Here is a 22690-nt window from a genome sequence, read left to right on the forward strand (position 1 = left end):
CTCGGGTACGCCCGAGCGGGCCGGCGGCCGCCCTCAGCCGGTAGCCGACGCGCGCGCGTGCCGCTCGCGGTCGGCCCTCGCGGCGGATTCGGCGGATTCGGTGGCGGCCACGCTGGCCACGGTGGGCGCGGCCGGCAGGTCGAGCGCGACCAGCAGACCGCCCGACTCCGCCTCCGCCAGCCTGACCTGGCCTCCGTCGGCCGCGACCAGCGCGTGCACGACGGCCAGGCCGAGGCCGTTCCCGCGCCGGTCGGCCCGGACCGCGCGGGACTTCGCCGTCTCCGACCGGAACCGCTCGAAGGCCCTGGCCCTCGCGGCCGCGGGCATTCCCGGCCCGTCGTCGGCCACCGTCAGCCGGAGCATCGGGACCTCGCCCACCAGGGCCGGGGCCGGCGCGGTCGCCACGACCACCCGGCCGCCCGGCGGGCTCGCCTCCAGCGCGTTGGCGAGCAGGTTGTCCAGCACCTGCTCCAGATGGCCGGGGGTGAGCAGCGCGGCGGTCGTGTCGCGGACGTCGGTCCACAGCTCGACGCCGGCGGCCTGGGCGACCGGCCACCAGGTCACCGCCCGCTGGGCCACCACCTCGTCGACGGCCACTGGCAGCCGGGCGGTGTCCCTGGCGTGCGCCCGGGCCATCGCGAGCAGGCCGTCGACCATCCTGGACAGCCGGTGCACCTCCGTCAGCGTGCCGCTGACCTCCATGGCGGCGACCGGGTTGTCCAGCAGGTCCTCGGTGAGCAGCTCCAGGCGCAGCCGCATGGCGGTCAGCGGGGTGCGGATCTGGTGGGAGACGTCGGCGAGGAAGGCCCGCTCGCCGCCGACCAGCCCCTCTATCCGGTCGGCCATCGCGTCGAAGCTCGCCGCGAGCTGGCGCACCTCGCCCGGCCCGCCGACCGCCCGCGCGCGGGCTGACAGCTCGCCGTCGCCGAGAGTCGCGGCGGCCCGCTCCAGCCGCCGCAGCGGGCGGCTGACCCACTGGGCCAGCAGCACCGACAGCGCCAGCGCCACCAGGCTCGCCAGCCCCGCGCCGCCGAACAGCCGGATCCACCGGTTGCGGATCGCCACCTGGGTCGAGTGGTCGGACCGGGCCAGCACCAGGACCGCCAACAGGCCCTTGTCGCTGTTGACCGGCGTCAGGACGATGACGCGCCGGCCGTCGGTGGCCGAGGGCGACAGCACCACCCGGGTGGCACAGGCGGAGTGCAGCTGCGCGGCCGTCAGCGGGATGGGCCGGCCGGACGAGGAGGTCAGCACGCCGTCGGGGCTGTAGAGCGCCATGTCGTCGTCCTCCTCACTGGGCAGCGTCGACTTCCCGGTGGACAGCCGACGCCACTTCACCTCGGAGGCGTAGGCGTCAGCGGCCGCCGCGGCACGCGCCGTCAGCAGGTCGCGGTCGTGCTCGGCCGCGTCCATGCCCAACGGGATGCACACGCCGACCAGCAGCAACGCGATCAGCAGGAGCTGGATGGCGATGACCCGCTTGCTCACGGCTGCCTCGTTCCCGGGTCAGCCGGCCGGCTCGGCCGGGTCGGCCAGCCGGAAGCCGACGCCGTAGACGGTCTCGATCAGCTCGGGCCGGCCGAGCTTGCGCCGCAGCGACCCGATATGAACGTCCAGCACCTTCGTCGAACCGAACCACGGGCCCCAGATCTCCTGGAAGATCTCCCGGCGGGTGCGGACCCGGCCCGGGTCGGCTGCCAGGTACGCCAGCAGGTCGAACTCGCGCGCCGTGGCGGCCACCGACCGACCGGCCAGCGTGATCCGCCGGGTCCGCCGGTCCACGACCAGGGTGCCGTGCCGGATCACATCCGGGTCCAGGCCGCCCCCGCCCGTGCCGTCTGACTCGGCGGCGCGGGGTGCCGGCGAATCGTCCTCGGCGGCCAGCGCCGCCGTGACGCCGGAGGTCGCCGCGCGGGCCGCGTCGACGAGCGCCTCCGCGCGGGCGAACCGGCGGCGGACCGCCCGGATCCTGGCCAGCAGCTCGGCGAACCCGAACGGCTTGACGAGGTAGTCGTCGCCGCCAAGGTCGAGCACCTCGACCCGGTCGGACTCGTCGCCCCGGGCCGTCACCACGATCACCGGGATGTCGGCGTGGGCGCGGATCCGCCGGCAGACCTCGGTGCCGTCCAGGTCCGGCAGGCCCAGGTCGAGCAGGACGAGGTCCGGCGGCCTGGGTCCCTCGACCGCGGCCAGCGCCGCGGTCCCGGTGGCGACCCGCGTCGCCGTGTAGCCGGCGCGGACCAGCCCGCGCACCAGCTGGACGCCGACCGCGTCGTCGTCCTCGACCACCAGCACCGCCGCGTGGTCCGCGGTGGCCTCCGGTGACGCCAGGTCCAGCACCCGAGCCGTCATCGTCACGGTCGGTCCTCCTCGCTCGCCCGCGCGCCGCCGCGCGGGGTGGCTGTGGTCGCCAGCAGGTTGGTCGCGGGCCGGGTCGTCACCGCGTCGGCGGTTTCAGCGTCGGCTGTTCCAGCGTCGGCGGTTTCAGTGTCGACGATCAGGGCGTCGGCGGTCTCGGCCGCGGCGGCGAGGACGGCGGCGAGCGTCCGGCGCGGCAGGTCGACCAGCCGGGCGGCCAGCACGTCGGCCGCGGCGGGTACGCCAGCCAGCGCGGCGGTGACCCGCTCGCCGGCCTCGCGACGGGACAGCTCGGCGCCCGTCGCGTCGCGGGCGAGCCGCACGAGGCCCTCGCGCCAGACGTTGCCGACCCGGCCGTGCGCGCGGTCCAGCAGGTACCGCGGTAGCTGGCCCGCGCCCGCGCCGGGACTCCGCCGGCTCTGGTCGGCGTCGACGGCGGTGTAGGAGACCACCCACAGCGGCTCGGTCCGGTCCTGGCTGGAGCCGGCCGGGCGCGGCGGGCGCGGGCGCCACTTCGCCGCGAGCAGCGGCTGCCCGGCGGCCAGGACCGGATGGTCGGCCCGGACGAGCGCGGCCACGCCGTCGGCGTTGGCCGCCAGCAACAGCCTGGGCAGCCAGCCGCCCGGGTCGTCGGTCAGGTCCGCCGCGACGGCGACCCGGCGCGGCCCCTTCGCCGCCGGCAGGCCCTTCACGAGCAGCGTCGCCAGCCGGGTGTGGCCGGCGCCCGCCAGCTCGGCCGGCGGGGTGTCCGCAACGACCACCAGCCGAAGCTCCGCGCCGCCGGGCACGCCGCCTGCCTCGGCCGCGGCGTCACGCAGGATGGCGACGGGCGGGCCCGCCAGGGCGGCGGGTGCCGCGGCGGACTCCAGGGCGGCCCGGCCCCGCGTGTAGATCGCGGTCTGGCCGGCCCACGGGCCGGTGGAACGGTCCAGCTGGCGCCAGGTGTGCGGCGTCGGCCGGCAGACGTAGTGGTCCGCGCGGGCGCCGATCGCCTCGGCGCCGTCGTAGGCGTGGAACCCGGGCAGCATGGCCTCGATCACGAAGCCGGCGTCGGACAGGGCCCGCTGGACCTTCCAGCCGAGCGTCGGCGTCCGGTCGGAGAACCCGTAGGCCAGCAGCACCCGGCCGCGCTCGCGGTCGCGCAGGGCCTCGGCGCCGCGCGCGCAGAACAGCGCGACCCCGTCCGGGGTGTACGGCGGGTCGGTGAAGACGAGGTCCGCGTCGCCGGCGACCGACGGCGGCAGGCCGAACCGCAGGTCGGCGAACAGCGTCCGGACGGGCAGCCGGCGGCGCGCCGCCTGCTCGCCGACGAAGTCGAGTAGCTCCTCGTCGACGTCGACGACGGTGACCCGCAGGCCCGGGACGAGACTGGCGGCGGCGAGCGAGGTCAGGTCGTGGTCGCCGGCGCAGAGCAGCCGCGCCCCGGCGAGGTCGTAGTTGTCGCGCAGCCAGACCGCCCTGGCCAGCGCGGTCGTCGCGGTCGCCGCCACGTGGTCGAGATCGGCCCGCGCCCGCGGCGCGGCGGCGATCAGCGCGCTCAGGTCGTCGTGGATGGCGCCCTGGTCGGGTTCCTTTCCCGGCGCCCCGCCGGCTGGCCCGAGGGAGCCGGACCAGCCTGGGGCGAGCAGCGGGCGGTAGGCGTCCACCCGGTCGGGACGCAGCCGCGGCCCAGCTCCCGGGTCCTCGACGACGTCGTCGCCGAGCGCCGCGAGCACCTCCTCGACGGTCCGCCGGGGCAGCCCGACGCCGCGGACCAGCCGGGCCACGCCGGCCGAGCCCGCCTCGCCATCCAGCGCCGTGGCGGTGACCAGCCGCGCGAGCAGGGACCGCAGCGGCCGGCCGTAGGGGCCGTAGGCGCCGAGCAGCTCGGCCAACCGGGCGGGGCCGTCCGCCGGCGGCGCGTCGGTGGCGGGTCGATCGCCGGAGGTCACCCTTCCAGCGTGCCACCCCCCGCCGCGCGGCCGGGCGCCGCGTGCCCGCACCGAGCGTCGGATACCCGACTTTCCCGATCGTGCGCGCCGCCGGGGCCCGTCGGCGGCGGCTGATCGGTGGCTGACCGATGCTCACTGTGAGACCACTGTGTGATATCGGTGCACGGGAGATCCGCGTTTCTCGTACGCCGGCCGATACCCTCGTGTGCGTGTGGAGAAGGCTGGACCTGCGCGGCGACGCCGCCACCGTGACCAAGCTGTCACCCGTCGAGATCCGTCGGCGGCTGCCTCGCGCGGCGCTCGACGTCGACGTGGCGGTCGAGACGGTGCAGCCGATCTGTGACGACATCCGGGACAGGGGCGACGCCGCCGTCCTGGAGTACACCGAGCGGTTCGACCAGGTTCGCCCCGCGAGCCTGCGGGTGCCGGCCGAGGCGCTGCGCCGCGCGCTCGACGAGCTCGACCCATCGGTTCGGGATGCCCTGGTCGAGGCGATCCGGCGGACCCGCGTGGTCCACCGGGCCCAGCTGCGCGAGGCGGTGACGGTCGAGGTCGCCCCGGGTACCACCGTCACCGAGAGGTGGGTGCCGGTCGACCGGGTCGGGCTGTACGTGCCGGGCGGTCGGGTCGCCTACCCGAGCAGCGTGGTGATGAACGTGGTGCCGGCGCAGGAGGCCGGGGTCGGCTCGCTCGCCGTCGCCTCCCCGCCCCAGCGCGACCTGTCCGGCCCGGGCGGAACACCCGGCCCCAGGGACGGCCTGCCGCACCCGGTCGTCCTCGCAGCCTGCCAGCTGCTGGAGGTCGACGAGGTCTACGCCGTCGGCGGTGCCCAGGCTGTCGCGATGTTCGCGTTCGGTACCGAGAGCTGCCCGCCGGTCGACCTGGTCACCGGACCGGGCAACGTGTACGTCGCCGCGGCCAAGCGGCTGCTGCGCGGGATCGTCGGCATCGACGCCGAGGCCGGGCCGACCGAGGTCGCGATCCTCGCCGACCACACCGCCGACCCGGCCTACGTGGCCGCCGACCTGATCGCCCAGGCCGAGCACGACCCGCTGGCGGCCTGCCTGCTGGTCACCTCCTCGGCCGACCTCGCCGACGCCGTCGAGGTCGAGCTGGGCAAGCAGGTCCCGGCGACGCGCCACCGCGAGCGGGTCGAGGAGGCGCTGAACGGCCAGGGCGCCGTCGTGCTCGTCGACGACGTCGACGCCGGCCTGCGCGTCGTAGACGCCTGGGCCGCCGAGCACCTGGAGATCCAGACGGAGAACGCGGCGGCGGTCGCCGCCCGGGTCCGGCACGCCGGTGCGGTGTTCGTCGGCCCGTACGCGCCCGTCCCGCTCGGCGACTACCTGGCCGGCTCCAACCATGTGCTGCCGACCGGCGCGACCGCCCGCCACTCCAGCGGGCTGGCCGTCGGCGCCTTCCAGCGCCAGGTGCACGTCGTGGAGTGCACGAAGGAAGCACTCGCGGCCGTCGCGCCACGCATCGCCGCGCTCGGCGCGGCCGAGGACCTGCTTGCCCACGTAGACGCGGTGGAGGTGCGCTCTCAATGACGAGGCCCACGACCAGTTCCCGAGTCCAGGCCACCGGCCACGCCGCGGCGGTGCCACCGCCTTCGGCGCTCGGACCCCAGCAGACGCAGGCGGTGGCCCGGTGAGCCCCTTGAGCCGTGACAACGTGGACGTGTTCGGGTCGGGCCGCCCGGTGGTCCGGGTCAGCGCCCGGCGCCCGGACGAGACGACGTCGACGGACCGGCCCTGGCGGCCGGTGACCCTCGACAGCCTGCCGCTGCGCGACGACCTGCGCGGCCGGTCGCCCTACGGCGCGCCCCAGCTGGACGTCGCCGTGCGGCTGAACACCAACGAGAACCCGTACGCCCCGTCGGCCGAGCTGGTGGACGCGCTGGGCAAGGCCGCGACGCTCGCGGCCACCGAGGCCAACCGCTACCCGGAGCGGGAGGCCGAGGCGCTGCGCGCCGACCTGGCCTACTACCTGACCCCGGACGCCGGCTTCGGGCTGCACACCAGCCAGCTCTGGGCGGCGAACGGCTCCAACGAGGTCCTCCAGCAGCTGCTGCAGGCGTTCGGCGGCCCGGGCCGGCGCGCGCTCGGCTTCGAGCCGTCGTACTCGATGCACCGGCTGATCTCGCTGGCCACGGCGACGCAGTGGATCGCCGAGGACCGGTCCGACGACTACACCATCGACCCGGTCGCCGCGGCCGACGCGGTCCGCCGCCACCAGCCGTCGGTGGTGTTCCTGTGCTCGCCGAACAACCCGACGGCCACCGCGCTGCCGCTGGACGTCGTCAAGGCGGTCTGCGTCGTGGCCGAGGAGATCGGCGGCTGCATGGTCGTCGTCGACGAGGCCTACGGCGAGTTCCGCCGCGAGGGTGTGCCCAGCGCGTTGACGCTGCTGCCCGAGCAGCCGAAGCTGGTCGTCACCCGGACGATGAGCAAGGCGTTCGCGCTGGCCGGCGCCCGGGTCGGCTACCTGGCCGCGCACCCGGCCGTCGTGGACGCGCTGCAGCTCGTCCGGCTGCCGTACCACCTGTCGTCGTTCACCCAGGCGGTGGCGCGGACCGCTCTCGCGCACGCCGACGAGCTGCTCGGCACGGTCGAGGCGGTCAAGGCACAGCGGGACCGGATCGTCGACGAGCTGCCGACGCTCGGCGTGCGGGTCGTCCCGTCGGACGCCAACTTCGTGCTGTTCGGGCTGTTCAGCGACCAGCGCGCGGTCTGGCAGGGACTGCTGGACGCCGGTGTGCTGGTCCGCGACCTCGGCCTGCCCGGCTGGCTGCGGGTCACCGCCGGTCTGCCCGGCGAGATGGACGCCTTCGTCAACGCGCTGCGCACCGTGCTGGCCACCAGCCCGTCGTTGCTGGCGGGGGAGTAGGGGACATGGCAGGAACCCGGACCGCCCGGATTGAACGCAAGACGCTGGAGTCCGACGTTCTCGTCGAGCTGGACCTCGACGGGGCCGGCGTCTGCTCCGTCGAGACCGGCGTGGGCTTCTACGACCACATGCTCGCCCAGCTGGGCAAGCACGGCGGCTTCGACCTGACCGTGCGGACCAGGGGCGACCTGCACATCGACGCCCACCACACCGTTGAGGACACCTCGATCGCGTTCGGCGAGGCGCTGCGGGCGGCCCTCGGGGACAAGGTCGGCATCCGCCGGTTCGGCGACGCGATGGTGCCGCTCGACGAGGCGCTCGTGCAGGTGGCCGTGGACCTGTCCGGGCGGCCGTACTGCGTGCACGTCGAGCCCGACCTGGCGCCGATGATCGGCAGCTACGACACGACGCTGACCCGGCACATCTTCGAGTCGATGACCGCGGCGGCGCGGATCGCGCTGCACGTGCGGGTGCTTTCCGGGCGCAACGCCCATCACGTCGTCGAGGCGCAGTTCAAGGCGGTCGCCCGGGCGATGCGCGACGCGGTGGCGTACGACGCCCGGGTCACCGGGGTGCCCTCGACCAAGGGCGTCCTGTGACCCTCCGGCACGGGCGGCCGATGACCCTCCGGCAAGGGCGGCCGATGACCCGTCGGCCCGCGGGGACGGCGCCGTGAGCCAGCCGAACGTCGTCGTGCTCGACTACGGGTCGGGCAACCTGCGCTCGGCCCAGCGGGCCGTCGAGCGGGTCGGTGCCACCGTCACCGTCACCTCCGACCTGGCCGCGGCAGCGGAGGCGGACGGTCTCGTCGTCCCTGGGGTCGGCGCGTACGCGGCCTGCATGGCGGGCGTGGAACGGATCGGCGCCGGGCCCGCGATCCGGGCCCGGGTGGCGGCCGGCCGGCCGGTGCTCGGGATCTGCGTCGGCATGCAGATCCTCTACGAGCTGGGCGACGAGCACGGCGTTCAGACCGAGGGCCTCGGGCTGCTGGCCGGTGAGGTCCGCCGGCTGGCCGCCCCGATCCTGCCGCACATGGGCTGGAACACCGTGACCGCGCCGGCCGGCTCGACGCTGTTCGCCGGGCTGCCGGCCGAGACCCGGTTCTACTTCGTGCATTCCTACGCGGCCAAGCCCGATCTCTCGGCCGGGGACACGACAGCCGAGCACGGCGAGCCGTTCACCGCCGCGGTCGAGCGCGGCGCGCTGTGCGCCACCCAGTTCCACCCGGAGAAGTCCGGCGACGCGGGCGCGCACGTCCTCGCGAACTGGCTGCGCACGCTGGGCTGACCGCCGGACCGAGCCCGACCGGCCGTCACAGGAGCACCCCGCTGTGCGCGAGCCAGGTGTCGGCCGCGATGACGGGCCAGAGGGCGACCAGTCCGTGCTCGGGCACCGCCGGCGGCCGGCCGCGGCGCAGCGCGGCCACGGCGGCGTCCCAGCAGTCGGTCGCGACGTCGACGTCGACCCAGCCTGCGCCCACGAGCGGCCCGCCGGCCAGCAGCGCCCGCAGCCCGCCCGCGCCGTCGACCGCGTCGGCCAGCGCGTGCAGGAAGTGCGCCCGGCCGGCACGGTCGCGGACCACCGGCGCCAGCACGTCGCCCGCCGCGGCCCGCAGCACGGGCTTGGTCAGGTCACGGCGGTACATGGTCGCGCCCGGGGTCGACAGCGCTGCCTCGATCACCCGCCGGTCGTGCAGCGGATGGCGCCAGTCGATGCCGGCGCTCGCGTAGAACGTCCGCGCCGTGTCGATCAGCGGCGTCGCGACCCGGTACGCCGCCGGGACCCAGCGCCCCCGATGGTCCGCCGAGGCGAACGCCGCCGTGTCAGCCGCCGTCGCCACGGCCAGCCGGTCGGCCAGGTAGAGCGGGCGCAGCCACTGCGGCCGGATCCACGGCGGCACCACCGACGGCGGCCCGGCGGCATGGGCGCTCGACGCCGCGGCGGCGAGCGCGCGGGCCGTGCGCGCCTTGGCCAGCAGCCCGCGCGGGCCGCCGACCGGGCCGATCTGCCGGCGCAGCGTGGCCAGCCGGCCGGCCCGCAGCAGGTCCGGCCAGTGGCCGCGCCCGCCCCTGAACCAGTCGTCGCCGCCCTCACCGGACAGCAGCACCCCGACGCCCTCGCGTCGCGCGGCCGCGCGGACGGCGTCGGCCAGGGCCAGGTTGGCCCAGGGCGGCAGCTCACACGTCGCCGCGGTCCAGGAACGCCAGCGGTCCCAGTCGTAGGCGTCGGGCTTCACCCGGAGCACCGGGACTCCGGTGTGCTCCTCGACCGCGTCGATCCACCGTGACTCGTCGTGCGGCTCGCCCGGGAAGACCATGCTGATCGGCAGCAGCCGCGCCGCGCCGTCTGGGCCCAGGCGGCCGGCAGAGGCGAGCCGGGCGGCGATCCCCGTCACGGCGCTCGAATCGACCCCGCCCGACAGCCCCACGGCGACCAGCCCGCTGCCCGCCCCGGCGAGGCGCGGACCGGTGCTCGACGCCGCCAGCTCCGGGCCAGATCGCGTCGGGGCCAGGGTCGGGCCGGGTCGCGTCGGGGCCAAAGTCGGGCCGGGTCGCGCGGCGCCGCCCCGGGCGGCGTCCGCGACGGCCCCCCAGAGCGCCGGCCTGGCCCGCGCGGCCGCAGCGTCCACGGGCTCGGCCGCCAGCGGCGGAACGAGGGCGTACAGCGAGCTGTAGGCCCGGCGGCTGGGCCGCTCGCCGGCCCGCGCCTCGATCCTGACGAGGTGGCCGGCCGGTACCCGCTCGACGCCGCGTACCAGCGTCTCGTGCTCCGTGGTCGGGCCGTGCAGGAGCATCTCCGCGAGCACGGTCGGGTTCGCCTCGAACGCCGGGCCGGCCGCCCGCAGCTGGGCGAGGTCCGTGGCGACCAGCAGCCGGTCGGCACCGTGGCGCAGCACCAGCGTGCGCATGCTGCGCGGGGACCGGGCCAGCACCAGCCGCCCGGTCCGCTGCTCGAACACGAGTGCGGCCCAGTCCCCGAGCAGCCGGTCGAGGCCGAAGGCCCCGAACCGGGTCCAGGCGGCGGCGAGCTGGCCGGAGGCGCTCCGTGGGTCCAGGGCCGGGCCGCCGGGGTCGGCCTGGGAGAGTCCGGCCACGGGTGGTGACCAGCCGTCGACGACGGCGACCAGGCCGCCGACGGTTCGGGTGACGTCCGCCCCGCGGCCCCGCCCCCCGGCCCCCGCCAACCCCACTGCCCCCCCCCCCCGGGCCCGGCCCCGCCCGCGGGCGCGCCGGGCCCGCGGCGGCCGCGACTGCCAGCGGCCCGACGACGAAGGCGCGCACGTCGCCGCCGGTGGGAGTACTGGAGGCCGCGAGCATCCGTTCGACGAGCGCGATCGTCGGCGGCTGGCCGTCGAGGCGGAGCTCGGCGCAGAACGTCATGTCGATGCCCTCCGCTGGTCGGCGAGCGGGTAGGTCGCGATCGGGTGGTAGGCGATGGTGGGGTCCTGCTCCTCGGCGTGCACCGCCCCGTCCACCTCCAGCCAGGCGTGCGCCCCGAACGGGGTGCCCGGCTCGCGGCGGACACCGACGACGAGGGACACACTGCGACCGGCGGTCGCGGCGAGCCAGCCGCGCAGGAGGGACCTGGACAGGCACGCCGAGTCGCCCCGCCAGAACGCGCCGGAGTCAGCGGCGAGCTCGTCCAGCCGGGTGGCGGTGAGCGCCCGGCGCCCCGCCGGGTACCAGCGCGCGGCGGGTGATCCGGCGGCGCGGCCGGCGGCCGCGACCAGGTCCGGCACCCGGCGGTGGCGCAGCGCGATCTCCACCAGGCCGGCGGCGAGCCACAGCTGCGCTCGTACCACCCGGTCCCACGCCGCGGGCGCGCGGCCCGGCGCCAGGGCGGCGCCGGCCGAGGTCATGACGCCGGTCGGGGAGTGACCGTGACGAGACGGCGGCGGGCCAGCTCGTCCAGCAGCTCGCGCAGATCGTGCTCGGCGTGCGGCTGGTCGATGAGCCAGCCGTCGCTGACGGTCGCCGCGGCCCGGCGGATGGCCGCGCCGCGAGGCACCCCCGTCGGGCCGAGCTGGCGCCAGAGCTGGGCGCCGGTCTCGTTCAGCGCGAAGTACGCGCCGTCGTCCGGATGCAGCAGGACGATCTCGCCGCCGATGTCGGCGGCCTGCACGCCGGGCCCGATCCGGACCTCGTCGTGGTCGTCGGCCCGGTCGGTGCCCGGCCCGCTGCCCGGCTGGCGCTGGTCCGCGTGGCCGGTGGCCTGGCTCGGGCCGGCGTCGCGGGTCGCTGGGCGCGGGCCTGCTGGTGCCTGCTGGCTGGCATCCGGCATCCAGACCTCCGTCACGGTCGCGGGGGCGGCGCACACACGGCCGCCACGGTTTCTACTGGCAGCGAGAATGAAAGCATCCTGGATGCGGAGAGTGAGGCGTCGACACTCGCCATCGACGCATCAGCGCGGGCGCGTGTCGTGGAAGCGCGAGTGGTATCGCTGCATCGTTGATCTGATACGTTCGGTAATCGATGATGTCGTAGGGTGACATCCGGCAGGCGGTGGTCGGCGGGTAGAGATCGGGGATCTCGGGCCGGTCCGCCGGGCGCGGTGCGCTCGGGTCGCCGTGGCGACGCGAGCGGACCCGGCCGGGGCTGGCGACCAGGGGGAGCGACGATGTCCGTGCCAACAGCGCCGACCGCCGCCGGCGAGACGGCCGCCGGGGGTCACCCTGGACCCGCCCCGGAGCCGGCCGATCCGCAGGCCCGGGACCTGGCGCGCCGGGTCGCCCGCGCGGCGGCGGAGCTGGTGCACGACGCCGCCGACGCCGTGCTGATCGAACGTCTGCACCAGGCCGGAATCCGGCCCATCCTGCTCAAGGGACCGGTCACGGCGCACCGGCTCTACCCCGGCGAGTACCGGCCGCGGGCCGACTGCGACCTGCTCGTCGCCTCCGGCCGGCTGGCCGCGGCCCGAGCGGTCGCCGTGGCCGCCGGCTACTGTCCGCGCGAACCGAGCCCACACGCCCAGGCCTACTGCCATCCGAACGGGCAGGTGCTCGACCTGCACTGGACGTTGCCGGTCGTGTCGCCGCCAGCCGAGCGGGTGTGGGCCACGCTGTCCCGCCATCGGGTCGCGTTCGCGCTCGGCGGGACCGCCGTCGACGCGCTGGACCTGCCGGCGCACGCCTTCCACCTGCTCGTGCACACCGCGGGGGCGCCGGCCCGCTCGTCGGGCGCGCGCCGTGATCTCGACCGCGCCGTGGCGGCCTTCGACCTCGCGACCTGGCGGGGCGCCCTGGAGGTGGCCGACGAGCTGGATGCCCGGGCGGCCGTCATCGCGGCGCTGCGGACCGGCTCACCGGCCTGCTGGCGGCTCGCGGACGAGCTCGGTCTCCCGGTGCGGGTGCCGTTCACCTGGCGGCTCTGGCTCGCCGACCAGAGCCTGTTGCTGAACGCCCAGCTGATCCTGCGGAGCGCGTCGCCGCAGCGTCGGCGCACCATCCTGCGCCGGTGGCTGGTCCCGACCCGGGCGGAGCTGGCCGGCTGGAGCGCCCGGCCGGAGGTCCAGGCCGCGACGCCGGCCGCCCTCCCGCCGGCCGCCCGGCTGCTGTGGTACCGGGTCCACCAGCTCGCGCTGTTCTCCGTCGCCCTGCGGCGCGCGACCCGGCAGCCGGCCGCCCCGCGCCCGGCTCCGGCGCAGCCCGGGAGCGCGCCCTCGGGCTGACAAAGGTCGCCAGTGTGCATTTCGGGAGAGTTGACTACCCAAACGACACGTGCGGGCGCGTTAGGTAATCGCCTTTGCGTGAATCCAGCCACGCTGATCCCCATGGGGACCGGATGAGGCCCGCATGACCCGGCCAGGCCCGCGTCTGGCCGCAGGCGACGCTGGCCGCCGACTGGCCTCGCAGGACACGGACGGCGCCGCCATCCGGTCGGGCGAGGACGTGGACATCGCGGACGCCGAGACACTGACGTCGTTCGTGCTCGATCGGGGCCGGCTGCCCTGGCTCACACCCGTGGCGGACGCGGCCCCGGGTGTGAACCTGGAGCGCCAGGGCCCGGCCACGAACCCGGCCCGCCCGGCCTCGGCCCGCCCGGGTCCCGCGCCGGCCCGTCCTGGTCCCGCACTGGCTCGCTCGGGCCCGGTGCCGGCGCGGCCCGACTCGGTCGGCACCGCGCGAGGTCCCGGCCCGGCCCCCTCCCGGGACAAACCTCGGCCGTCGGGCCAGCCGGCCGCGTGGCCGGCCCGCACCCGGCCAGGGCGGCATGCCGAGCCCCCACGGGCCCGTGGGCATCGGCTCAGCTACGGCGAGGTCGCGCTGCTGGCAGCCGTCGCGGGGATCGTGGTGTGCCTGGCCGGAATGTGCGCGGCCGCCGCCTGGCAGCGGGCCGCCTCCGAGCGCCGGCTGCCCTCCGTGACCGGCCCGGCCGCGTCGCCCGCGATGAGCGATTCGCGAGCCTCGACCGCCGCGTCGACCGCGCCGTCCGCGCGGCTGGCCCCGACGCCCGAACCGCTGCGTGCCGCCGGCTCGGACGGTTCCGTCGACTCGCGCCCGAGGCTCGCGGACGGCTCGATCGTCCTCGACGCGGACCGGGCGGCGACGCGCTCCGGTGATCCCCGCGAGCCGGCCGCGGGCCCCGGCGCGCCGGGACCGACGTCCACCTCGGCGGTGGCCACGACGGAGGCGACGACCGTCGCGGCGTCGCTTCCCGCGACCACCGCGCCCCGCGAATCGGCCACCGCCACGGCGTCACCGTCATCGCCGCGGCCGTCGGCGACCGGCCAGCCGGCGACGAGCCGGCCGGCGACCACCGGAGCCCCCACCCGGCCGGCCGCCACCGCCGGCGCCACCAACCCGCCGGCCACCACCGGGGCTGGAGCCTCGGCGCGGCCGTCCGCCACCGGTTCACGAGCCACGCCGCCGGTGACGCATTCGGCATCGGCCGCGGCCTCCGCGCGGTCCGCCGCCGCGGGCGGCGCCCCGTAGGCTGGGCGGGTGACGTTGACGTTGTTGCCCGCGGTGGATGTGGCGGACGGAGTGGCCGTCCGGCTGGTGCAGGGAGAGGCCGGGTCGGAGACCGTCTACGGCGACCCGCGCGAGGCGGCGCTCGCCTGGCAGCGCGACGGCGCCGAGTGGATCCACCTCGTCGACCTGGACGCCGCCTTCGGCCGTGGCTCCAACCGTGACCTGCTCGCCGCCGTGGTGAAGTCCCTCGACGTCGCCGTGGAGCTGTCCGGTGGCATCCGGGACGACGCCTCGCTCGACGCGGCGCTCGCCACCGGGGCCGCCCGGGTGAACGTCGGCACGGCCGCGCTGGAGAACCCCGACTGGGTGCGCCGGGCGATCGACCGGGTCGGCGACAAGATCGCCGTCGGGCTGGACGTGCGCGGCACCACGCTGGCCGCCCGGGGCTGGACCAAGGAGGGCGGCGAGCTGTTCGACGTCCTCGCCCGCCTCGACGCGGACGGCTGCGCCCGTTACGTCCTCACCGACGTGCGCCGCGACGGCACCCTGACCGGTCCGAACCTGGAGCTGCTGGCCGCGGTCACGGGCGCCACCGACCGGCCCGTCGTCGCCAGCGGCGGCGTGTCCTCGCTCGCCGACCTGATCGCCATCGCCGGCGTCCCCGGGGTCGAGGGCGCGATCGTCGGCAAGGCGCTCTACGCCGGCGCGTTCACGCTCCCCGAGGCACTCGCCGTCGCGAACGGCGCGGCCGGCGTGGCCCAGTGAGCGTCGCCGTCCGCGTCATTCCCTGCCTGGACGTGGACGCTGGACGGGTCGTAAAGGGCGTCAACTTCCTCGATCTGCGCGACGCCGGCGACCCGGTCGAGATGGCCAGGCTCTACGACGCCGAGGGCGCCGACGAGCTGACCTTCCTGGACATCACGGCCTCCAGCGGCAACCGGGAGACCACCTTCGACATCGTCCGGCGCACTGCCGAGCAGGTCTTCATCCCGCTGACCGTCGGCGGCGGCGTGCGGGCGGCCGATGACGTGGACCGGCTGCTGCGGGCCGGCGCCGACAAGGTCGGCATCAACACGGCCGCGGTCGCCCGCCCGGAACTGCTGCGCGAGTGCGCGCTGCGCTTCGGCAGCCAGTGCGTCGTGCTGTCGGTCGACGCCCGCCGCTCCCCGGACCCGGACGGGCCGGCTTTCGAGGTCACGACCCACGGCGGCCGGCGCGGCACCGGCATCGACGCGGTCGCCTGGGCGGCGCGTGCCGTCGAGCTCGGTGCCGGGGAGATCCTCCTGAACTCCATGGATGCCGACGGGACCCGCGACGGCTACGACCTGGAGATGATCACCGCCGTGCGCCGTGAGGTGGACGTTCCGGTGATCGCGAGCGGTGGCGCCGGCCAGCTCGCCGACTTCGCGCCGGCGGTCGCCGCCGGGGCCGACGCGGTGCTCGCGGCGAGCGTCTTCCACTTCGGCCAGCTGCGGATCACCGACGTCAAGGCCGCGCTGCGGTCCGCCGAGGTCCCCGTCCGCTGAGTCTCTGTTAGCTGAGTCTCTGTTAGCTGAGTCTTTGTCCGGCGGCCGTGCGCCGCGGAGATGTCCGCCGGCCGTGAGCCGCGGCGGAAGCCGGGCCGGCCGGCTGACGCCAGGAAATCCGTGGCGTCGCCTGCGCGTTGCCGTTTTGATGCCATGGGGCTGTCACACAGCCGTAGCACCACGCGGCCAGCACCCGGCGTCGTCGTCGCCGCGCGACCGCGGCGCCGCGCGAGAGGAGAACGGTGTCCCCATCCGCTGACGCTCCGGACGGATCGGGCGGTCTCACGGGGTCCAGCTCCGCCGGCCCCGGTGGCTCCGCCGTCAACCCGGCGTGGTTCGCCGACGCGGCGCGGGCGGTCGACGCGTCCGGCTCGGTGATCCGGCGCGGCCTGCGGGTCCTGGGCCTGGCGGTCCGCGAGGAGCCTCGGCTGTTCGCGCTCTCGGTCACCGGCAGCGCGCTGTTCGGCCTGGCCACCGTCGCGAGCTCGTACGTCCTCGGTGAGGTCACCCAGCGGGTCGTCGTCCCGTCGCTGGACAGCGGGCACGCCGGCTGGGGCGGCGTCGTCGGCGCGGCGCTGCTGGTGTTCGCGGTCGGCGCCGCCCGGGCAGTCGGAATGTTCTTCCGCCGGTTCGCCGCCGGCATCCTCCAGTTCCGGATGCAGGCGCACTACCGGCGCCGGGTCACCCGCCAGTACCTGCGGCTGCCGCTGGCCTGGCATCAGCGGCACTCGACCGGTGCGCTGCTGTCCAACGCGAACGCCGACGTCGAGGCGCTGTGGGCGCCGATCGCGCCGTTCCCGTTCGCGGTCGGCGTCGTGGTCATGCTGGCGGCGGCGGTTGCCCTGCTGGTCGCGACCGATCCGGTGCTCGCCGCCGTCGGGTTCGTGGTCTTCCCGGTCGTCGGCGTGCTCAACTACCTCTACTCGCGGCGGGTGTCGCCGTTGTTCGCCCGGGTGCAGGGGCTGCGCGCCGAGGTGAGCGCCGTCGCCCACGAGTCGTTCGACGGTGCCCTGGTCGTCAAGACGCTCGGCCGGGAGGCCGACGAGACGGCCCGGTTCCGCCACGCGGCCGAGGAACTGCGCGACGCGATGATCCGGGCCGGCCGGGTGCGCGGGGCCTTCGACCCGCTGATGGAGGCGCTGCCGAACTTCGGGGTGCTCGCCGTTCTCCTCGTCGGGTCACAGCGGATCGCGGGCGGCCACCTGTCGGTCGGCGACCTGGTCCGGGTGGCCTACCTGTTCACGCTGCTGGCCTTCCCGATCCGGGCGATCGGCTGGGTGATCAGCGAGCTGCCCCGCTCGGTGGTCGGCTGGGGCCGGGTGTCGGCGGTGCTGACCGCGAGCGGCGAGCAGGTGTTCGGGCCGGCACGGCTGACGAGCTCCGGCCCGGCCGCGCTGCGGCTGGCGGGCGTCGGCTACCGCTACCAGGCCGCCGAGTCCGACGCGCTCAACTCGACCGAGGACGGCCGCGAGCCGGCGACCGAGCGTGCCGGGCGCGCCGCCGCGCTCGCCGACGTCACCTTCGACGCCACCCCAGGGAAGATCATCGCGGTCACCGGGCGGACCGGCTCCGGAAAGTCGACCCTGGTCGGCCTGCTCGCCAGGCTGGTCGACCCGGACGCCGGCTCCGTCCGCCTCGACGGCACCGACCTGCGCGAGCTGGCCGTCGGCGAGGTGACCGGCGCGGTCGCGCTGGTGGCCCAGCAGGCGTTCCTGTTCGACGACACGGTCCGGGCCAACATCACCCTCGGCGCGGACCTGCCCGACGACGAGGTCTGGGACGCGCTGCGTCGCGCCCAGGCGGACCGGTTCGTCGCGGTGCTCCCGGCTGGCCTGGACACCGAGGTGGGGGAGCGCGGCACCACCCTGTCCGGCGGCCAGCGCCAGCGGGTCGCGCTGGCCCGGGCACTGGTGCGCCACCCCCGGCTGCTGGTGCTGGACGACGCGACCTCCAGCGTCGACCCCAGGGTCGAGGCGTCGATCCTGTCCGGGCTGCGCGGGCTCACCGCGTCGACGGTCGTGGTCGTCGCCCACCGGCGGGCGACGATCGCGCTCGCCGACGAGGTCGTCTACCTGGAGGACGGTCGGGTCGTCGCCCAGGGCCGTCACGACGAGCTGCTCGTCGGCTCGCCCGGCTACACCGAGCTGCTCACCGCCTACGAGCGGGCCGCGCGGCTGGCGGCCGGCGCCGACGCGGCCCGAGACTCTGACGCGATCCGAGACTCTGACGCGGCCCGGGACTCTGACGCGACCCAGGACTCCGACGCCGCCGACGAGGGGGTGCTGTCGTGACGGCTGACGCCGCGATCCCACCGCAGCGCGGCTCGGTGCCGCCGGCCGCCGTGATCGAGGAGCGGGACCGGGCCGGGCGCCGGGAAGGGCTCCTGGGCACGGCCCGCCGGCTGCACCGGCTCGCCCCGGAGGCGACCCGCGGCCTGTCGGTCACCCTGCTGCTGGCGCTCGTCGCCACCGTCGGCAAGGTCGTCATCCCGCTGACCGTCCAGCAGACGCTCGACCGGGGCATCTCCGGGCCGCACGGCGTCGACCTGGGCATCGTGCGCACGGCCGTCGAGATCGCCGCCGGCACGATCGTCCTGACGGCGGTCGCGACGTACCTGATGAACGTCCGGATGTACCGGATGTCCGAGGGCGCGCTCGCGGCGCTGCGGGTCCGCGCCTTCCGGCACATCCACGACCTGGCGATGCTCACCCAGGCGACCCAGGCCCGCGGCGGGCTGACCGCCCGGGTCACCACCGACGTCGACCAGATGTCGCAGTTCCTGCAGCTCGGCGGCGTGATGCTGGTCGTCTCGGTCGGCCAGATGATCGTCGCGACCTGCCTGATGCTGGTCTTCTCCTGGCCGCTGACCCTGCTGGTCTACGTCTGCTTCGTCCCGATGGTGCTCGCCACCCGGGGCTTCCAGCGCAAGCTGTCGGTCCGGTACGCGATCGTGCGCCGCCGCGTCGGAGACCTGCTCGGCGCGGTGTCGGAGGCGGTGGTGGGCGCGCAGGTGGTCCGGGCCTACGGCTCGCAGGGCCGCACGGCAGCCCGGATCGACCAGACCGTCGAGGCCCACCGCTCGGCGCAGACCCGGGCCCAGGTCCTGGTCGCCGTCGTGTTCTCGACCGCCGAGCTAGTCTCGGCGGCGGCGCTGGCCGGTGTCGTCCTGCTCGGGGTAGCCCTGGGAGTCGGCGGCCATCTGTCGACCGGCCGGCTGGTGGCGTTCCTGTTCCTGATGACGCTGTTCGTCATGCCGGTCCAGACGCTCACCGAGGTGCTCAACGACGGCGCGAACGCGCTCGCCGGCCTGCGCCGGGTGCTGGACATCCTCGACACCCCCAGCGACATCCGCGACCCCGCCGAGGCCCTGCGCGGCCCCGACGCCGCACCCGGCGGCCGTGACCTGGCACCCGGCTCGCTGGACGTGACCTTCGAACGGGTGACGTTCCGCTACCCGACCGGCCCGCCCGTCCTGCACGGCGTCGACCTGCGCGTCCCGGCCCGCGCCCGGGTCGCGGTCGTCGGCGAGACCGGTTCGGGCAAGACGACGATCGCGAAGCTGCTCACCCGGCTGATGGACCCGACCGATGGCCGGGTCCTGATCGGCGGGGTTCCGCTGACCGAGGTGCGCTTCTCGTCGCTGCGTGGCCGGGTCGTGATGGTCCCGCAGGACGGCTTCCTGTTCGACGCGACGATCGCCGACAACGTCCGCTACGGCCGGCCGGCCGCGACCGACGAGGAGATCGTCGCCGCCTTCAGCCGCCTCGGCCTGGCCGACTGGCTCGCGCGCACCCCGGCCGGGGTGCTGACCCAGGTCGGCGAGGCCGGCGGGCTGCTCTCGGCCGGCGAGCGCCAGCTGATCGCGCTGGCCCGCGCCGAGCTCGCCGACCCGGACCTGCTCGTCCTCGACGAGGCGACCTCCGCTGTCGACCCGGCCACCGAGGTCCGCCTCGGCGCCGCGCTGCTGGAGCTCACCCGCGAGCGCACCTCTGTGACGATCGCCCACCGCCTCTCGACCGCCGAGACCGCTGACCTGGTCGTCGTCGTAGACGCCGGCCGCATCGTCCAGCAGGGCACTCACGCGGAACTGGTCGACCGCCCCGGCGTCTACCAGCGCCTGCACGCCTCCTGGTCCGCGGGCGTCGCCGCGCTCTGACCCGGCCGCGGGGATGCCCCCGCCCCCGTCAGTGGGCGCGAGCGTCCTGGACCAGGAGGATGCGGCTGGTGGGGCCGGCGAGCTGGCGCCAGCGGTGAGGCAGGACGCCGGGGTAGTAGAGGGTGTCGCCGGGGCCGACGACGAACAGGCCCTCGCCCTGTACCTCGACCTCGATCGTGCCGGCGATGACGTGGACGAACTCGTCGCCCGGGTGGGTGTAGGCCTGGCCGAACTCGGCCGGCGCGCCGTCGAAGAGGACCGGGTAGATCGCCCGGGCGCCGGCGACGAGGGAACGGGCGACACCGCCGGGGTTGTCGACGGGCACGCCGCTGCCCTCGGTGACCAGGCTGACCCGCCCATCCGGGGACAGCGCCGCACCGTCGTCGGCCGCCATCGACATCAGCGCCGGCTGGGTGGTGCCCAGGGCCTGCGCCAGCCGGTGCAGCGACGACATGCTGGGCCGGGCGAGGCCACGCTCCAGCTGGCTGAGGAACGGGTGCGACAGCTCGGCCTTCGTCGCGAGCTGGACGAGGGTCAATCCCTGGCGCCGACGCAGCACCCGGATCGACCGCCCGATCCGGGTGCTCAGGTCCTCTCCGGCGGCTCCGGCGTCAATTGCCATACCGGTCATGGTCCCATCACCACCCGCCGCGCGGCGCTCCCGCCGCCGGCTCGGCCGCCCCGACCGCCCGCCGCGTTGATCGCTGTTTTGGCCCTCTGGTGGCTGCGAAGCGGCTCCGATTGCGACCACCGCAGGGCCGAGGTAGCGATCATGGGGTTCAGCTGCCCGCCGCCGTGGAGGCAGGTCCGCCGCGGGGTGAGGACGCCGGAACGGGTGAGCCTTGCCTGCGGCGGCACTGGCTAGTCGGCGGTGTGGGCCTGTTGGGGCGGGCAGGCCGCGGCGGCGCGGGTGGCGAGGGCGAGCAGGGCGCGGTCCGTTCCGGCGGCGCCGATCAGGGCGACCCCGACCGGGCGGTCGCGGACGCGCAGCATCGGCAGCACGACCACGGGCAGGCCGGCGAGCCCGGCGCCCGCCGTCAGGGTGAGCGTGGCGGCCCGGACCCGGTCCTTCACGTCGACGGCGAGGTCCATCCGTGGCGCCGGGCTGCTGCTCGCCGGCGCGACGAGTACGGTTCCGCCGGCCAGCGCCGCCGCGAGGGCGTCCCGAGCCTGGGCGCGCACCCGCTGGGCGGTCCTGAGCTGCCCCTCGGTGACAGCCGCGGCGGCGGCGAACCGGCCGGCCACCCCGGGCCCGAGCGCGCCCGGGTGCGCCGCGACCCAGGCGCCGTGCGTCGCGTTGGCCTCCCAGCCCTGGTTCTGGCGGAACGCGGTGACCCAGTCGTCGAGCCGGGCGCCGGCCACCTGGGGGACGTGCCGCGTCGGCAGCCCCACCGCGGCGGCGAGCGCGGGCAGCACCGCGGCCAGCGCGGCCGCGACCTCCGGCTCGGCGACGGCCACGAGGTCGTCGGCTACCAGCAGCCGCGTCGGCGTCGGCGCGGCCGGGTCCGCCGGCGGCAGCAGCACCCCGCCGGCCCGGGCGAGCAGGTCCGCGTCCCGGGTCAGCCAGCCGACGGTGTCGAAACTGGGCGCGAGCGGGACGAGCCCGGCGGCGGACACCGCGCCGTGGGTCGGGCGAATCCCGAACAGGCCGCAGTAGGACGCCGGTACCCGCACCGAGCCGCCCGTGTCGGTTCCGAGGCCGACGTCGACCAGGCCGAGCGCGACGGCACTCGCCGGCCCGCTGGTGGAGCCGCCGGGGACGACCCCGGGCGCGGTCGGGTTGGGCGGGGTGCCGTAGTGGACGTTCGTCCCGGACAGGCTGTAGGCCAGCTCGTCGGTCTGGGCGATGCCCGCCACGTCGGCGCCGGCGGCGAGCAGCGCGGCGACAGCCGGCGCGTGTTCCGGCTCCGGGGCGGCCTCGGCGAGCCACACCGGGTTCCCGGCCCCGGTCCGGTGGCCCTGGACGGCGAACAGGTCCTTGACGGCGACGGTGAGCCCACGCAGCGGGCCCTCACCCGCGCCCGCGACCAGCGGACCCCCGCGCACGCGCCACACCGCGCTCGTCTCGTCAGGCGCCGCGCCGGCTGCCGAGCCGGCCGAAGGCGAGACCGAGCCGGCCGACGAGCGTGGGCCGGATGACGAGGCCGGGCCGACCGGCGAGGACGCCGCCGGGGCTCCCGTCGGGGAGGCACTGACGTGGGCCGCCACGACACGCCACCGGGGCCCGTCGCCGTCGGTGCCGACGGCGGTCCACAGCTGGGTCTGCAGGCCGCGGGCCCCGTCCTCGTCGCGCAGCACCTCGGCGATCAGCAGCGCCGCCGCGGGGCCGTGTACCTGGACGTGCAGCCGCTCGACCGTCCGGGCCCCGGGCAGCCGGGCCCCCGCGCCCCTGGACCGGCGGAACAGGCTGATCTGGGCGTGTCCGACGAGGACCCCGGCGCCGTCGGCGCGCAGCGTCCCAGGGTCGTCGAGGAACAGCTCGTCCAGGACCTCCAGGTCGTTCGCGAGCAGCGCGCGCTCGTACCGCCAGAACGCGGCCTCGAGACCCTCGCGCCAGGCGGGGTCGTCGGCGGGGGCATCCGCCGTCGGGCCGGCGGGCTGGCCGACCGCGTGATAGCGGACCTCGGTGGACACAGACATGCTCCTTAGGCACCCGGGACCGTCGGCCTCCCCTGGTACCCGGAGGCCGACGGCCCCAGTAGACCACCGCAGGATGACGGTTCACGACGCGCGACGGCACGAGCGGGCCGCGGTCCTGCGGACCAGCTGGCATCCTGGCGCGGTTCGGCCGCGGAGCCCGCTGACCAGCGGTTCCGGGGCGCGACGGCGGCCGGCGACCAGAGGCCTAGGTCCCGAGACAGTGGTCCGCGGGCCGCGGGCGGCGGCCCCGGGGGAGGCTCCGTCCGGGTGTTACGGGTGC

General features: G+C 76.2%; 18 protein-coding genes. 10 read left to right on the plus strand and 8 right to left on the minus strand.

Features of this window, described 5'->3' with window-relative positions:
• Window positions 1-33: 33 nt before the first annotated feature.
• From I6A60_RS09830 to I6A60_RS09840, 3 genes are read right to left on the minus strand one after another with little or no spacing between them, the layout of a single operon-like run.
• Window positions 34-1488 carry a HAMP domain-containing sensor histidine kinase gene (locus tag I6A60_RS09830; protein WP_203021757.1) on the minus strand — a complete coding sequence of 485 codons (1455 nt, stop codon included), beginning with the start codon at window positions 1486-1488 and terminating at the stop codon, window positions 34-36.
• A gap of 18 nt (window positions 1489-1506) precedes the next feature.
• On the minus strand, window positions 1507-2352 hold the full coding sequence (locus I6A60_RS09835) for a response regulator transcription factor (protein WP_238435125.1): 846 nt from the start codon (window positions 2350-2352) through the stop codon (window positions 1507-1509).
• Window positions 2353-2354: 2 nt separating this feature from the next.
• Entirely contained in the window at window positions 2355-4289 is a 1935-nt protein-coding gene (locus I6A60_RS09840) for a bis-aminopropyl spermidine synthase family protein (RefSeq protein ID WP_203021759.1), read from the minus strand.
• Between the two features lie 209 nt (window positions 4290-4498).
• Between I6A60_RS09840 and hisD the strand changes: the two genes are divergently transcribed.
• The 4 genes from hisD to hisH all read left to right on the plus strand — a co-directional run bounded on the left by hisD (window position 4499) and on the right by hisH (window position 8465).
• Complete coding sequence (hisD, locus tag I6A60_RS09845; protein WP_203021760.1) at window positions 4499-5839, plus strand: histidinol dehydrogenase; 1341 nt, start codon at window positions 4499-4501, stop codon at window positions 5837-5839.
• 100 nt (window positions 5840-5939) lie between these two features.
• Window positions 5940-7178 (plus strand): histidinol-phosphate transaminase, encoded by a 1239-nt coding sequence (locus I6A60_RS09850; RefSeq protein WP_374113326.1) that lies wholly within the window; start codon window positions 5940-5942, stop codon window positions 7176-7178.
• A gap of 5 nt (window positions 7179-7183) precedes the next feature.
• Window positions 7184-7777, plus strand: a complete 594-nt coding sequence (gene hisB / locus I6A60_RS09855) for an imidazoleglycerol-phosphate dehydratase HisB (RefSeq protein WP_013426098.1) — start codon at window positions 7184-7186, stop codon at window positions 7775-7777.
• Between the two features lie 73 nt (window positions 7778-7850).
• Window positions 7851-8465, plus strand: coding sequence for an imidazole glycerol phosphate synthase subunit HisH (gene hisH, locus I6A60_RS09860; protein WP_203021761.1), 615 nt, complete (start codon window positions 7851-7853; stop codon window positions 8463-8465).
• 25 nt (window positions 8466-8490) lie between these two features.
• Here hisH and I6A60_RS09865 read toward each other — a convergent pair whose 3' ends face one another.
• The 3 genes from I6A60_RS09865 to I6A60_RS09875 all read right to left on the minus strand — a co-directional run bounded on the left by I6A60_RS09865 (window position 8491) and on the right by I6A60_RS09875 (window position 11459).
• Window positions 8491-10368, minus strand: coding sequence for an asparagine synthase-related protein (locus I6A60_RS09865; protein WP_307873609.1), 1878 nt, complete (start codon window positions 10366-10368; stop codon window positions 8491-8493).
• Between the two features lie 186 nt (window positions 10369-10554).
• The gene (locus I6A60_RS09870; protein WP_203021763.1) at window positions 10555-11037 is read right to left on the minus strand and encodes a lasso peptide biosynthesis B2 protein; all 483 of its coding nucleotides are present in this window, start codon (window positions 11035-11037) and stop codon (window positions 10555-10557) included.
• Window positions 11034-11459: a PqqD family protein gene (locus I6A60_RS09875; RefSeq protein ID WP_203021764.1), complete on the minus strand. Its 426-nt coding sequence runs from the start codon at window positions 11457-11459 to the stop codon at window positions 11034-11036. Before I6A60_RS09875 ends, I6A60_RS09870 begins: the two co-directional genes overlap by 4 nt.
• 336 nt (window positions 11460-11795) lie before the next feature.
• Between I6A60_RS09875 and I6A60_RS09880 the strand changes: the two genes are divergently transcribed.
• From I6A60_RS09880 to I6A60_RS09905, 6 genes are all read left to right on the plus strand, one after another.
• Window positions 11796-12845, plus strand: coding sequence for a nucleotidyltransferase family protein (locus I6A60_RS09880; protein ID WP_203021765.1), 1050 nt, complete (start codon window positions 11796-11798; stop codon window positions 12843-12845).
• Window positions 12846-12969: 124 nt separating this feature from the next.
• Window positions 12970-14109 (plus strand): hypothetical protein, encoded by a 1140-nt coding sequence (locus tag I6A60_RS09885; RefSeq protein WP_203055596.1) that lies wholly within the window; start codon window positions 12970-12972, stop codon window positions 14107-14109.
• Between the two features lie 9 nt (window positions 14110-14118).
• Window positions 14119-14853, plus strand: a complete 735-nt coding sequence (gene priA, locus I6A60_RS09890; RefSeq protein WP_203019298.1) for a bifunctional 1-(5-phosphoribosyl)-5-((5-phosphoribosylamino)methylideneamino)imidazole-4-carboxamide isomerase/phosphoribosylanthranilate isomerase PriA — start codon at window positions 14119-14121, stop codon at window positions 14851-14853.
• A complete protein-coding gene (gene hisF, locus I6A60_RS09895) occupies window positions 14850-15614 on the plus strand; it encodes an imidazole glycerol phosphate synthase subunit HisF (RefSeq protein WP_203019300.1) in 765 nt (254 codons plus the stop codon). The genes priA and hisF overlap by 4 nt, the downstream gene beginning before the upstream one ends.
• Before the next feature lie 242 nt (window positions 15615-15856).
• Window positions 15857-17905 (plus strand): ABC transporter ATP-binding protein, encoded by a 2049-nt coding sequence (locus I6A60_RS09900; RefSeq protein ID WP_203019302.1) that lies wholly within the window; start codon window positions 15857-15859, stop codon window positions 17903-17905.
• On the plus strand, window positions 17902-19770 hold the full coding sequence (locus I6A60_RS09905; RefSeq protein WP_374113465.1) for an ABC transporter ATP-binding protein: 1869 nt from the start codon (window positions 17902-17904) through the stop codon (window positions 19768-19770). Before I6A60_RS09900 ends, I6A60_RS09905 begins: the two co-directional genes overlap by 4 nt.
• Before the next feature lie 28 nt (window positions 19771-19798).
• On the opposite strand, the gene I6A60_RS09910 is transcribed toward I6A60_RS09905, so the two are convergent.
• Entirely contained in the window at window positions 19799-20392 is a 594-nt protein-coding gene (locus I6A60_RS09910) for a helix-turn-helix domain-containing protein (RefSeq protein WP_238435117.1), read from the minus strand.
• Between the two features lie 239 nt (window positions 20393-20631).
• Window positions 20632-22404 (minus strand): amidase, encoded by a 1773-nt coding sequence (locus I6A60_RS09915; protein ID WP_203019306.1) that lies wholly within the window; start codon window positions 22402-22404, stop codon window positions 20632-20634.
• Window positions 22405-22690 lie beyond the last annotated feature (286 nt).

Source organism: Frankia sp. AgB1.9, assembly GCF_016786355.1.
In the GTDB taxonomy this organism is placed as follows: Bacteria; Actinomycetota; Actinomycetes; order Frankiales; family Frankiaceae; genus Pseudofrankia.